Origin of the sequence: Hyphobacterium sp. CCMP332, assembly GCF_014323565.1 — a bacterium.
GTDB lineage: Bacteria > Pseudomonadota > Alphaproteobacteria > Caulobacterales > Maricaulaceae > Hyphobacterium.
The window spans coordinates 2,595,714-2,608,872 of sequence record NZ_CP058669.1 but is presented as its reverse complement, the minus strand read 5'-3'; the positions used below and the strand labels follow the sequence as shown (position 1 = coordinate 2,608,872).

General features: G+C 60.5%; 10 protein-coding genes, 1 tRNA gene and 3 pseudogenes. 9 read left to right on the top strand and 5 right to left on the bottom strand.

Annotated features, from left to right (window positions below):
- Window positions 1–118 precede the first annotated feature (118 nt).
- Window positions 119–2,365 (top strand): PPC domain-containing protein, encoded by a 2,247-nt coding sequence (locus tag HXX25_RS13015; protein ID WP_187166320.1) that lies wholly within the window; start codon window positions 119–121, stop codon window positions 2,363–2,365.
- Window positions 2,366–2,666: 301 nt separating this feature from the next.
- Here the strand turns inward: HXX25_RS13015 and HXX25_RS14475 are convergent.
- A pseudogene (locus tag HXX25_RS14475) lies at window positions 2,667–2,906 on the bottom strand (IS6 family transposase); the annotation flags it as partial.
- A 128-nt stretch (window positions 2,907–3,034) separates the two neighbouring features.
- Here HXX25_RS14475 and HXX25_RS13010 point away from each other — a divergent pair.
- A pseudogene (locus HXX25_RS13010) lies at window positions 3,035–4,056 on the top strand (IS110 family transposase).
- A gap of 566 nt (window positions 4,057–4,622) precedes the next feature.
- On the opposite strand, the gene HXX25_RS13005 reads toward HXX25_RS13010, so the two are convergent.
- Window positions 4,623–5,321: an IS6 family transposase gene (locus HXX25_RS13005; RefSeq protein WP_187166319.1), complete on the bottom strand. Its 699-nt coding sequence runs from the start codon at window positions 5,319–5,321 to the stop codon at window positions 4,623–4,625.
- Between the two features lie 128 nt (window positions 5,322–5,449).
- Here HXX25_RS13005 and HXX25_RS13000 point away from each other — a divergent pair, with 128 nt between their 5' ends.
- Together HXX25_RS13000 and HXX25_RS12995 are read left to right on the top strand one after the other, a co-directional pair.
- On the top strand, window positions 5,450–6,472 hold the full coding sequence (locus tag HXX25_RS13000; protein ID WP_187166318.1) for an IS110 family transposase: 1,023 nt from the start codon (window positions 5,450–5,452) through the stop codon (window positions 6,470–6,472).
- Between the two features lie 292 nt (window positions 6,473–6,764).
- Window positions 6,765–7,772 carry a recombinase family protein gene (locus HXX25_RS12995; RefSeq protein WP_187167857.1) on the top strand — a complete coding sequence of 336 codons (1,008 nt, stop codon included), beginning with the start codon at window positions 6,765–6,767 and terminating at the stop codon, window positions 7,770–7,772.
- Window positions 7,773–8,116: 344 nt separating this feature from the next.
- On the opposite strand, the gene HXX25_RS12990 is transcribed toward HXX25_RS12995, so the two are convergent.
- The 3 genes from HXX25_RS12990 to HXX25_RS12980 all read right to left on the bottom strand — a co-directional run bounded on the left by HXX25_RS12990 (window position 8,117) and on the right by HXX25_RS12980 (window position 9,652).
- Window positions 8,117–8,206: transfer RNA gene (locus HXX25_RS12990), tRNA-Ser, on the bottom strand.
- 154 nt (window positions 8,207–8,360) lie between these two features.
- Window positions 8,361–9,308: a hypothetical protein gene (locus HXX25_RS12985; protein WP_187166317.1), complete on the bottom strand. Its 948-nt coding sequence runs from the start codon at window positions 9,306–9,308 to the stop codon at window positions 8,361–8,363.
- Window positions 9,305–9,652: a PadR family transcriptional regulator gene (locus HXX25_RS12980; RefSeq protein WP_187166316.1), complete on the bottom strand. Its 348-nt coding sequence runs from the start codon at window positions 9,650–9,652 to the stop codon at window positions 9,305–9,307. The genes HXX25_RS12985 and HXX25_RS12980 overlap by 4 nt, the downstream gene beginning before the upstream one ends.
- 271 nt (window positions 9,653–9,923) lie before the next feature.
- Between HXX25_RS12980 and rplU the strand changes: the two genes are divergently transcribed.
- The 5 genes and pseudogenes from rplU to HXX25_RS12955 all read left to right on the top strand — a co-directional run bounded on the left by rplU (window position 9,924) and on the right by HXX25_RS12955 (window position 13,152).
- Window positions 9,924–10,472 (top strand): 50S ribosomal protein L21, encoded by a 549-nt coding sequence (rplU, locus tag HXX25_RS14470; protein ID WP_187166315.1) that lies wholly within the window; start codon window positions 9,924–9,926, stop codon window positions 10,470–10,472.
- A gap of 3 nt (window positions 10,473–10,475) precedes the next feature.
- On the top strand, window positions 10,476–10,742 hold the full coding sequence (gene rpmA, locus HXX25_RS12970) for a 50S ribosomal protein L27 (RefSeq protein ID WP_187166314.1): 267 nt from the start codon (window positions 10,476–10,478) through the stop codon (window positions 10,740–10,742).
- Window positions 10,743–10,855: 113 nt separating this feature from the next.
- Window positions 10,856–11,425 (top strand): GNAT family N-acetyltransferase, encoded by a 570-nt coding sequence (locus HXX25_RS12965; RefSeq protein ID WP_187166313.1) that lies wholly within the window; start codon window positions 10,856–10,858, stop codon window positions 11,423–11,425.
- A gap of 18 nt (window positions 11,426–11,443) precedes the next feature.
- Window positions 11,444–12,508: pseudogene (gene obgE, locus HXX25_RS14465) on the top strand (GTPase ObgE).
- Complete coding sequence (locus tag HXX25_RS12955; protein WP_233346723.1) at window positions 12,505–13,152, top strand: nicotinate-nucleotide adenylyltransferase; 648 nt, start codon at window positions 12,505–12,507, stop codon at window positions 13,150–13,152. The pseudogene obgE and the gene HXX25_RS12955 overlap by 4 nt, the downstream one beginning before the upstream one ends.
- Window positions 13,153–13,159: the final 7 nt, after the last annotated feature.

The window sequence follows — 13,159 nt, the reverse complement described above, 5'->3', positions numbered from 1 at the left end:
TGTGGGCTGGAGCCGGATTTGGGCCACTGCGGAACATTTGCGTCTTGCAGTCGCCTAACGGCATGGCTATGCCCTCTGCCATCAAAAGCACCAGACTAGACAGCGATAGGGGATGTTCATGCGTTACGGGGCTCTTTCACTTATTCTGGCCTGCGCAACGGCGTCGGCATTTGCGCAAGACGCACAGGACGACGTCCGGCCGGGCGAGGTCAGCCAGACCCAGCCGAGCGTTGACTTCCAGATCGACCTTTCCGATGGCGGCCTGGTCACGCTGACGACTGTCTCCGATACCAATTTCGATACCGTCCTGCGCGTCAGCGGGGCCAATGGCCAGATTCTGGCGGAAAACGACGACTACGCTGGCGGCGGGCTGCAATCGCAGATCATTTTCCAGCCCCCGTCACCGGGCGTCTATACGGCATCGGTGACCGGGTATGGCGGCAGCTTTGGTGCATTTGAGCTGCACGTCACGGATGGTGTGGATTTCGGCCTGTCGGATGCGGCACAAATTCTTACCCAGGAAGTTGTCACACTGAACAGCGGCAGCCCCACTCATTCGGTCAACCTGAACCTGACCGAAGGCGATATTCTCGTTGCCGACACCTACGCAATCAGCCCCAATGTCGATACGACGCTGGAGCTGCGTTCGCCGACGGGCAGTATCGCTGCGCAAAATGATGACAGCCGCGAAGGTGGCACGCTGAATTCCCGCATTCTTCTGCAAGTCAATCAGACCGGCCGCTATCAGCTGGTGCTTGGCTCCTATTCCGGAGCAGATGTCGGCGATGTCATGATCTCGGCGGCCATCGATCCCGAAGCCGAGCTGCCGTATGATTTTACGGCCATAGAGGGCACGGAACTCGCCCGCCATACTGGCGTAATCGACGACAACCAGCCATCGCAGGAATACCCGGTCTCGCTGGACGCCGGGCAGACGCTGCTGGTTCTGGCCGATGCGTTGTCGGGAGATCTTGATCCGGTGCTGCGGCTGCTGGGCCCGGACGGGCAACCGGTCGCGCTCAATGATGACCGCGGCGACGGATCGCTCAATTCGGCGATCGCGCTGACCGTCGAAGAAGGCGGGCAGTACACTGTCAGCATGGAACGCTATCGTGGCGGCAATTCGTCTGGCGAATACAGCCTTGTGCTGTCGCTTGTGAATGCGGTCATTGTCGATGAATTGCGGGCCTTGCGCGAGAATATCTCGCTCAGCGGCGAAGTCCTTTCAATCCGGACGGACGATTTCATCGTCTTCTATACGCTGGAAGGCGAAGATGCCTCGTCCGAAGCCTATGCGAATGAAGTCGGTGCGGCCTTGCAGGAAAGTCTTGATGCCCAGATCGCCATCGGTTTCGCCGAACCCATTCGCGATGATGAGGGTGTTTTCCGCGCCTTCATCACCGAGGCGGGCGGCGTGCTCGGCTTTGCCCGCCCGGTCGAGACGGTTTTTGACAACCCATGGACAGCCGACGCCCGCGAGGAAACCGCGTCCCGCGCCGTGTTTGTCATTGATAATGATTTTGCCGGTCTGGGCGATGCCGGACCGTCCAGCCTGATCCGGGCAACCGCCACGCACGAGCTGAACCACATCGTCCAGTACGCGTATGACTCAACCGAAGGGCTCGACTGGCTTTATGAATCCACCGCTTCGTGGATCGAGACCGTGACCGTTGATGTCGATCAGGATGCCACCGATTATGTCGCGTCCGATTTTTCGCGTCCGGGCCGGTGCTGGAGCACATCGGATGAAGGCCTGGATTACGGACAGTGGACCCTTTTGCAGTCGATCGCCGATGTCCATGGCAATGAGATGATCGTCCGCTTCTGGGAAAATACGGTGCATCTGGATGGTCTGGAGACAATGGACGCCGCCCTGCGGGAAGAAGGCTCAAGCCTGAACGAAGCCGTTATCCGCTGGCGTGCCCAGAATTATGCGCTGGATTATGATCTGGCACCGGTTTTCAATCGCACGGTCGAAGTCTCCGGTACGATCAGCGCCACCGGCCCGGCCGGAAGCAAGGGGCTTCTGGAACAATTGGGCGTCAATTTTTTCGCGCTCGATTTGCCACAAGCCACAACCATTAACGTTAGCCGGGGAGCCGACATCAACCTGTTCGCACTTGGTCAGCGCGGCGGGAATATTCACGTCATCCCGCTGGGACAGTCCGGGACCGTCGATCCCGCCGGATGGGAGCATCTCGGCCTCATGGTGATGAATACGGCCATGCCGCCCGCCCCGGGTGAGTGCAGCGGCGAGCGCTTCCAGCTGGCCCTCACGCCGGCGAGCGGCGCAATGCCAACCGCCGCCTTCGCGTTCAGCGACCGGCACTTCATCATTCCGGGCCATGACGAGGACGAGGAATAACAGCGCGTCAAGGAGGCTGGGACCTTCCGGTTCCAGCCTCATTTTTCTCTTCCAATAAGGATTTTGTGGTTTCCCGGACCGGAGACAGGGATCTCCGACGTTCTGGCTTGAACTTTCCTGTCAGCAGGTGGCGTCAGACAATCGCGAACATTTCGTGAAGCAGGCCATCGTCAGTACGCAGGCGACGGCGGAAACCGGACATACTTCGCCACCGCCAGGCGAATGACCTCGGGTGATTCCGGCCCGAATAACTTCGGGACGGGGCGGCGCGGCCAGAGCGCGGACAGAACAATGCGTTTCAGGCGCGCCTCCGATCGGCGCGCTTTCTGCGGATCTCTGCGGCAAACATCGGCCCAAACCGGTTCCACCAGAAGCGCACTGTCTCGCGGCTCAGACTCTCGAAATAAACGAGGGAGCCAAGGGGCGCAGGTCACAGGTCTTCGACGTTTCGTAACGAGAGCGGAAAGCGCACATACATCATGACCGCCAATCGGATGACCTCTGGCGACGTCTTGAAATAGAGAAATGAGTTCTTGTTCATCCGGCGAAAATATCGCCCAACCCGCTAACACCGAGTTTCCTCTGATGGGGTGGACGGCCCCGACCTACGGCATCGCAATGTGCCATGCTGGAGCTGTTAGACAGCAGCAACGGAAGGAACCGTCCACGATGACTCTTACAACAATCGGCATTGATCTGGCCAAATCTGTTTTTCAGCTTCACGGCGTTGACGCGCATGGTGAAGTCCTGTTCCGCAAGAAACTGCGCCGGAATGGCGTTCTGGATTTCCTGCGCGACCTGCCACCCTGCCTGGTCGGGCTGGAAGCTGCGCCACAGCCCATTTCTGGGCCCGCGAGATCGGCGCATTGGGCCATAAGGTGAAGATGATCCCGCCGGCCTATGTGAAGCCCTACGTCAAGCGTCAGAAGAATGATGTGGCTGATGCTGAGGCGATCTGCGAGGCGGTGACGCGGCCCACCATGCGATTTGTTCCGGTCAAGAGTGCGCAGCGCCAGGGTGTGATGATGCTGCACCGGACGCGCGATCTCCTGATGCGCCAACGCACCATGGTGCTCAATGCGATCCGCGGCCATCTGGCCGAGTTCGGCATCATCACAGCGCAGGGTCCACACAAGCTGGCCGCTCTGCTCGAAGCGATGCGCGATGAGGAGATGCCCGGCTTGCCAGACATCGCTCGCTCGGCCCTGAGCAGCCTGATGGCCCAGCTCGATAATCTGGCGGCTGAGATCCGTGCACTGGAGCGTCGGCTCATGGCCTGGCACCGCGAAGATGAAACCAGTCAGCGACTGGAGACCATACCTGGCGTAGGCCTGATCACGGCGACCGCACTGTCCGCGAGCATACCCGACCCATCGGTGTTCAAGTCCGGACGCCAGTTCGCCGCCTTCCTTGGGCTGGTGCCACGCCAGAACTCGTCGGGTGGTAAGGACCGTCTGGGGTGCATATCAAAGATGGGCGATGGATATCTGCGCAGGCTTCTTGTGGTGGGGGCGACCTCGGTCATCCGGCGCGTTGGCACCAACACGTCGGCAACGGGCAACTGGGTCAGGCGTCTGCTGGAGCGCAAGCCGGCACGCGTAGCCACTGTGGCGATGGCCAACAAGACCGCGCGCATCGCCTGGGCGGTGCTGGCACGCGGCGAGACCTATCGGGCACCTGCAATGGTGTGAAACAGAGCATGCGGTAGCCCACACGGCACCGCTGAAGAGATGCGAGGGCAGATGTAAGTGATGATGATCAAACGGGGCCGCAGCTGAGGAAAACCCGAGGCGTTGTCAGGGCGTAAGAGCTCGATCCTCTGAGAGGGATCTCAGCACGCGGACTTCATCAGGGCCAGCGGTCATCGCTACCGCGTCAATAGGCCGGACACATGACCGCAACCCGCAATGATCAAAAGTCACCCAAATCAACCCTTGCTAAACGGGGGCCGTCCACACATGACAGCCCCCTCGACAAATAAAAACGCTAGAAATGGCAAAAGTCTACGTTATGACTTTCGTTCGCAATGGCTTTGCGCCGCGCAACCGGACGAGCCTTGCCCCAAAGAGGCATGATTATGATTCTACGCCGGTTCATTGTAGCAGTCCGCAATCACTCTATCGGCCTTTTGCTCCTCATAGGCACTCTCGTTGCTTTCACGCTAGCCTTTTCGGCTTGGAATACACTTTTACCGAATTCTTTGACTGGTGTTGTCAGACCAAAGCGAACTGGTCTCAGACTGGCAGGTTTCGTCGGTTTAGGCGGCAAGCTGCCGCCATTCGGTCAGGGCGATTTGCCGGTTCTCTTTGAACCAGTTCCGGTCATTGATGTGGCGTTCGAGATTGAAGTGATTGTGGACGGAGGAATGGACGGCGGCGAATTTCTGGAGACTTTGCATTCGTCGGAACCGGAGCATGGCTCGCTCGCGCCTTCGTAGCGGTAAATGCGAGTTCTCGGCCCGATTGTTGAGCCACCTCCCGACATCATGTTTACTTTCGTTTCCGATGGTCTTCATGGCCGCCCGATAGGACTTCAGCCGATCGGTAACAATGACTTCTGGACGACCGTATCGTTTCATCGCTTTCCGCAGAAAACGTAGTGCTGCTTTACGATTCCGGCGTTTCGTCACATAGGCCTCGAGCACTTCACCTTCGTGGTCAACGGCGCGCCACAAGTAGTGCATCTCGCCATTTATCTTCACAAATACCTCGTCCAGATGCCATTGCCACTGCGGCCAGGCGCGAAGGCGGTCCGCCCGCTTCCGGCGGATTTCTCCGGCAAACATTGGGCCGAACCGGTTCCACCAGAAGCGCACCGTCTCATGACAAACATCGATGCCACGCTCATGCAGCAGGTCTTCAACATTCCGTAGCGACAACGGGAACCGGACGTACATCATCACAGCCAGTCGGATCACTTCAGGTGACGTCTTGAAATAGCGGAACGGATTTCTCATTCGGCAAAAATATTGGGCAATCCGCTAACGAGGGGTTTCTTCTGATGGGGTGGACGGCCCCGACCTACGGCATCGCAATGTGCCATGCTGGAGCTGTTAGACAGCAGCAACGGAAGGAACCGTCCACGATGACTCTTACAACAATCGGCATTGATCTGGCCAAATCTGTTTTTCAGCTTCACGGCGTTGACGCGCATGGTGAAGTCCTGTTCCGCAAGAAACTGCGCCGGAATGGCGTTCTGGATTTCCTGCGCGACCTGCCACCCTGCCTGGTCGGGCTGGAAGCTTGCGCCACAGCCCATTTCTGGGCCCGCGAGATCGGCGCATTGGGCCATAAGGTGAAGATGATCCCGCCGGCCTATGTGAAGCCCTACGTCAAGCGTCAGAAGAATGATGTGGCTGATGCTGAGGCGATCTGCGAGGCGGTGACGCGGCCCACCATGCGATTTGTTCCGGTCAAGAGTGCGCAGCGCCAGGGTGTGATGATGCTGCACCGGACGCGCGATCTCCTGATGCGCCAACGCACCATGGTGCTCAATGCGATCCGCGGCCATCTGGCCGAGTTCGGCATCATCACAGCGCAGGGTCCACACAAGCTGGCCGCTCTGCTCGAAGCGATGCGCGATGAGGAGATGCCCGGCTTGCCAGACATCGCTCGCTCGGCCCTGAGCAGCCTGATGGCCCAGCTCGATAATCTGGCGGCTGAGATCCGTGCACTGGAGCGTCGGCTCATGGCCTGGCACCGCGAAGATGAAACCAGTCAGCGACTGGAGACCATACCTGGCGTAGGCCTGATCACGGCGACCGCACTGTCCGCGAGCATACCCGACCCATCGGTGTTCAAGTCCGGACGCCAGTTCGCCGCCTTCCTTGGGCTGGTGCCACGCCAGAACTCGTCGGGTGGTAAGGACCGTCTGGGGTGCATATCAAAGATGGGCGATGGATATCTGCGCAGGCTTCTTGTGGTGGGGGCGACCTCGGTCATCCGGCGCGTTGGCACCAACACGTCGGCAACGGGCAACTGGGTCAGGCGTCTGCTGGAGCGCAAGCCGGCACGCGTAGCCACTGTGGCGATGGCCAACAAGACCGCGCGCATCGCCTGGGCGGTGCTGGCACGCGGCGAGACCTATCGGGCACCTGCAATGGTGTGAAACAGAGCATGCGGTAGCCCACACGGCACCGCTGAAGAGATGCGAGGGCAGATGTAAGTGATGATGATCAAACGGGGCCGCAGCTGAGGAAAACCCGAGGCGTTGTCAGGGCGTAAGAGCTCGATCCTCTGAGAGGGATCTCAGCACGCGGACTTCATCAGGGCCAGCGGTCATCGCTACCGCGTCAATAGGCCGGACACATGACCGCAACCCGCAATGATCAAAAGTCACCCAAATCAACCCTTGCTAAACGGGGGCCGTCCACACATGACAACACCCGCTCGAGGCAGGAATTCTGTCCAAGCCCCGCCAGTTCAAGAGCGGGGTCACCTATGGTGGTGAGCCACTACGGCGCGGCCAGATCCATTTCATCCTCACCAACCCGATCTATGCAGGCATGGTCCGCCACCGAGATAATGTCTATCCAGGCCAGCACGATGCCATCATCGACCCAGACCTCTTTGACCGCGTCCAGGACAAGCTCACCATCAATGGTCGCAAACCACGCGGCACCGTGTCAGCATCAGGGCGGTCCCGATCACCCCTGTCGGGCCGCGTGTTTGACGCGCATGGAAACCGTCTGACACCAACCCACACACGCGGGAAATCCGGTAAGGCGCATCGCTATTATGTTTCGACGTCCAGAGGGGCGTCGACCAACGGTTCCGCCTGGCGTCTACCTGCGCCCGCCCTTGAAGAAACCATCGGCCAGGCGGTTCGGAGCCATCTGACCACTGCCGGAAATCGACGCACATTATTGAAAGACGCCGCTAGTGCGAGCGCGGATCTGGCGGCAGAACTTGGGGGTTCGGCTTCGAGCACATCCGCTGCCGAGTTTTGCTTGCTGGTCGACCGGGTGGCCATCGCCTCAGGGCAACTGGACATCCGCCTCGACAAGGCAGCGCTGGCAGCGCGTTTCAATTTACCGCTCGATCAGATCGACGACAACGCCTTGGTCATGACCACGCCATTTGCGACCCGCCGGCGCGGTGTCGAAACCCGGATCGTGGCCGGTGACATGAAGCCGGCCCCGGACCCGACCCTGGTATCAACGCTCGCCAAATCTCATCGATGGATTGAGCAGATGAAGGCCGGGGTTTCAGCGGCCACTATCGCCAGGTCAGAAAAGACCTCCGATGCCTTCATACGCGTGCGGGCCAATCTCGCCTTCCTGTCACCGCGTATCCAGGAAGCGATCCTGACCGGAACCCAGCCGCCCGATCTCAGTCTTGAACGCATCGTGCGCTCCGGAATCCCCTTTGATTGGGACCAACAGGAACGAAAATTCGGCTTCCGGTAACAAGGCTATAAGCCCCGAGATTTCCCTGCTCTCCGGCGCAATTTCCCTGCTCGCTTGAAAAAATTCCCTGCTCTGATTGCAGATGAAGAGCCACAAGTCATTGATTTTGCGTGCGAACATCGGGCGGAGCACCACATTTCAGCTCGAATTCCCTGTAAATTTCCCTGACAGCAGGGAATTACCCCTTCCCGAAGCGTCTGATGCACTGGACAGAGACACGCGCAGAAAATGGCTGGAATGGCCGGAATTGCGACCGTCTACAGTTCCACTACGGGCCGCTAACCCGCGGAAACGCTGCGCTATTTGGCGCGTCTTTGCGAACACCCGAATGAGACAGGAATAGCTGGCGGAGAGAGAGGGATTCGAACCCTCGGAACGCTCGCGCGCTCAACGGTTTTCGAGACCGCCCCGATCGACCACTCTGGCACCTCTCCGCAGGGACACGCTTTAAAGCCGAGTGGTCGATCAAAATCAAGGGTATCGCGCTGGCAAAAGCCAGCACGAGGGGCGACCCCTCTGGCACTTCTCCGCAGCGACACACTTTAAAGGGGAAATCAGCTGCCCCTGGCCCGCTGCCGGGCTTCAGGATTAAGCCGGGACGGGCCGGGCGCGGCTTGTCCGCCACTCCCGAAGAAGTGCGGACCCGCTATCGATAAAGCCCCAGCCACCGAACAAGGCCATGGCCAGCTTCATATACTGATTGGCCGGCTCGGCGGCGAAGATGTCGCCGGCGAGAGCGATCTGGAACAGGATGGCAGACAAAATCAGGGTCGCGGCGGCATCGATGCGACGAGCGGTACGCGAGCGGCGGCCCGCGATCGCCTGCCAGGCCGTCAGAGCGATGGCGAAGCCCAGCGCCAACCAGAGAAACAGCGCCCGCTCCGCGGCGAAGACGCTGTCATAGGCGAAGGCCTCCAGCAGCGCCGGTGGTGCCGCCCCGCCGGAGACGAAATCCATCACCTGTGCCGGTCCAGCAACAAGCACTGCAAGGCCTGCCGACCAGAAACCAGTGGCGAGCGCGTATAACGGCCGGTTGATAGCATCCGGATCGCGCACGGGCGGCAGCGATTTCGGTGACCATGCGCCCGGCGGCATCCGGCGGCGCAGGGCACCGATGCCCCAGAAAACGACCAGCAGTGCGCCGAGGAATTTCAAACCGGCCATCGCCGTCTCATCAATGAGGCGGGCGGTCATTTCTGGATCGGTGCCAGCGCCGGGATCTGACAAGCCGACGCTGACCGCCAGAATCACCAGCGCGGTCAGAAAGATGGCCGCGATTTTTCCGAATAGCGGTGTGTCGCGCGGGTCAATCACTGGTGCGGGTGTGTAATAATTCAACGCCATGGCAGCCGGCGGGCCAAACCTGGCCAGCAAGGTGCGGGCGGCCGCCTCGTCGGGCGTTCCGCCGGCAGATTTCGCCTCGAGCTCTTCGGTCAACAGAGCTTCCAGCTCTGCGCTGACATCGTCGCGCATGGCCTGTGGCAGGCGTTGCGCGACAGCGTGCGCATACCGCGCGATCATTTCATCAGCCTTCATTGTCCCGCTCCGTCGTCGATGAGATCGTCCATGACCACGCTCAAGGCGCGCCAGGATGTTGAAAGTCTTGCATAAAGCTGCTCGCCATCCGCACTCAGCACGTAATAGCGCCGGGGTGGCCCGTCCCTGATTTGCCATTCGCTGGTCAAAAGGCCCTGCCCCTCCAGCCGCCGCAGCAGCGGGTAGAGCGTGCCTTCCTCTATTTCCATGCCGCGCGCCGCCAGCGCCTGCCGCAATGAATAGCCATACTGGGCCGTTTTCAGCTGCGAGAGCGCGGCCAGCACGATCGCGCCGCGGCGCAATTCCAGTTCAAGTTTCGAAAACGGAGCGGATGTCTCTACCATACGGCGCACTATACCGTGTAATACACAGTAAGGCAATACCGGAATCCATACAGGGTTGTCGCTGCATCGCGGGGCGCTGTATTCGGGAGAGGAAAAAGCCGGGCCGAACCGGATATTGCACGTAGCCATGCGCTTTTCCGCGTTGACATTTGCGTCCCGGAAAGGGTATGTCCCGCGCTCATTGCGGCCTCAAGCCGGTTAACAACGCCCGCCGGGACAGGCGGGGAAGAAAAAGAACAGGCATAAAGTCCTGTTGTAGAAAGGAAAAACCATGTTCGCAGTCATTCAGACTGGCGGCAAGCAGTATACCGTCGCCCCGGGCGACGAGATCTCCGTCGAAAAAATTGAAGGTGAAGCCGGTGACAGCATCGTTCTCGAGAACGTGCTGATGCTGGGCGGCGACAAGGGCGTCACCGTCGGCGCACCTATGATCACCGGTGCCTCGGTTGTGGCCGAGCTCGTTGAAAACGGCCGTGGCAAGAAGATCATCGTCTTCAAGAAGCGCCGCCGTCAGAATTACCGCCGCAAGGCCGGTCATCGTCAGTGGTTCTCCAAGCTGCGCATTTCGGAAATCCTGGCCCCGGGCGACAAGCCGGCCGCCAAGAAAGCCGCTGCGCCGAAGAAAGCTGCTGCCGCCGACACCGCACCTGTCGCCAAGACCGCGGCACCGAAAAAGGCCGCGGCCAAGGCGGATGCCAAGCCTGCAGCCAAGAAGGCCGCGCCAAAAGCTGCGGCTGACAAGAAGCCGGCCGCCAAGAAGGCTGCCCCGAAGAAATCCACCGCAGCCAAGAAGCCGGCTGCGAAGAAGTCGGAGGACTAATCCATGGCACATAAAAAAGCTGGCGGTTCATCCCGTAACGGACGCGACTCAGAAGGCCGGCGCCTTGGAGTCAAGAAATCCGGTGGCCAGGCGGTCATTCCGGGCAACATCATCGTGCGTCAGCGCGGCACCAAATTCTATCCGGGCGACAATGTCGGCATGGGCAAGGATCACACCCTGTTCGCGCTGACCGAAGGCCGCGTCGCTTTTGCCAAGAAAGCCGGCGGCAAGATGTTCTGTTCGGTCGTCGCGGCTGAAGAGGCCAAATAGGGCGGACGGACAGACCCGGACTGCCTCACCAACAGGCGGAACCGGTGGCTGACAAGAATTCAGGGGAGGCGGGTTCCGCCTCCCCTTTTCTTTTCCCCGCCGGAGACCCGCTCATGAGGGACATCCCAGCCAATCGCAGCGTTTGCTTCACGGAACCCTTTGGCGTGATCGAAACGGAACGGCTCAATCTAAGACCGCTCGAGCCTGGCGATGCACCCTGGCTCTCACGTGCGAGTTCGAGGCCTGAAATCGCCCGCATGACAGGGCGTATCCCGTCGCCCAATCCGCCGCTTTTCGTGGAAGGTTTTATCCTGATGATGCGCGCAGCCGAGCAGAACAGGGGCGACCATGTCCGCTTGATCATCCGGCGCGAGGATGGCGAGCGCATCGGCGTCATCGGCCTCAATCCCCATGACGGCGGCGTCTGGGAGCTCGGCTACTGGGTGAGCTGCGAGATGTGGGGAAACGGATACGCAACCGAGGCGGGCCGCAGCCTGCTTGATTATGCACGCGAGCACGGCATCACGCGCTTTCAGGCCGGGTATTTTCTGGAAAACCCGGCGTCCGGCCGCGTGCTGGAGAAGCTTGGTTTCGCTGATACCGGAAAACGCTCGCACGTCTTTTCCATTGGACGCATGGCTGCCAGCGCGCATGCAGACATGGCGCTACACATGCACGCGTAAAACAGGTAGACCGCACCCATGAAATTTCTTGATCAGGCCAAAATCTTTATCAAATCCGGCGATGGCGGAAACGGAGCCGTCGGCTTCCGGCGGGAGAAGTATGTCGAATTCGGCGGCCCCGATGGCGGAGATGGCGGGCATGGCGGCTCGGTCTGGGCCGAGGCGGTGGACGGGCTCAACACGCTGATCGACTTTCGCTATCAGCAGCATTTCTTTGCCCAGAACGGTCAGCACGGCATGGGCCGTCAGCGCACCGGCCACAGCGGCGAGGATATCGTGCTGCGGGTGCCGGTGGGCACCGAGATCCTCGACGAAGACGAGGAGACGGTGATCGCCGACATGACCGAAGTAGGCCAGCGGGTGCAGCTGGCCAAGGGCGGCAATGGCGGCTGGGGCAATGTGCGGTTCAAGACCTCGACGAACCAGGCCCCGCGCCGGGCGAATCCGGGGCAGGAGGGGGTCGAGCGCACGATCTGGCTGCGGCTCAAGCTGATTGCCGATGTGGGGCTGTTGGGGCTGCCCAATGCGGGCAAGTCCACGTTTCTGGCGACCACCTCCAACGCCCGGCCCAAGATCGCGGATTATCCGTTTACCACGCTGCATCCCAATCTGGGCGTGGTCGGCGTGCACAATGTGGAATTCGTGGTGGCCGATATTCCGGGCTGATCGACGGCGCGTCCGAGGGTGGGGCACGGGCGATCTGTTCCTCGGCCATGTCGAGCGCTTGCCACGGTGCTGTTGCATCTGGTGGATGGCAGTTCACAGGATGACGATCTGCTGCGCGACTACCGGACGGTCCGCACCGAGCTGGACGCCTATGGCGGTGGGCTGGTCGACAAGCCCGAAATCGTTGCCCTGTCCAAGATTGATGCCATGAATGCGGAGGATATCGCCGAAAAATCTGCCGCTCTGGAAGCCGAGTGCGGCAAACCGGTCATGCAGTTGTCAGCGGCCAGTAATAAGGGCATGCGCGAGGCGCAATTTGCCCTCTGGGAGCAGATCAAGGCCGCCCGCGCCCAGGAAAAGGAAGAACGGATCGAGGCGGAAACGCCGGACGAGCCCGAAGAGCGCTGGACGCCGTGAACCGGCAGTCTCGCCCGGTCCGTTTTGCCGGTGCCATACGGCGCGGCCGCCGCGCATCGCTGCTCAAAAGCGAAGCGCTGGCGCCTGGCATGACGATTGGTCTGTTTGGCGGCAGTTTTGATCCCGTTCACGCCGGGCACCGCCATGTCGCGCAAACAGCCCTCAAGCAATTGGGGCTGGACCGGGTCTGGTGGATCGTCTCGCCGCAAAACCCGCTGAAATCACATCTGGCCGGAGATTACTCCCGGCGATTTGCAAGCGTTGAGGACGCCGCTACCGGCCCTCGCATGGTGATCAGCGATATCGAATTGCGCACCGGCATCCGGACCACGGCAGAACTCCTGAGCGTCTTGCACCGGCGCTATCCCAAGGTTCACTTCGTCTGGATCATGGGTGCGGACAATCTCAAACAGTTTCATCGCTGGCGGCGCTGGCGCGAGATCGCGGCGTCGACCCCCATTGCCATCATCGCGCGGCCGCAGGATCCGATACGGGCGCGTCTGTCGCCAGCAGCCCGAAGCATGGCCGCCAGCCGGGTAACGGAAACTCACGCCAAACTGATCGCCCGGAAGCCGGCTCCGGGGTGGACCTATCTGACTGAACCCCTACATAGTGAGGCCTCGTCGCTTATGCGCGACACCTAGCCCCGTT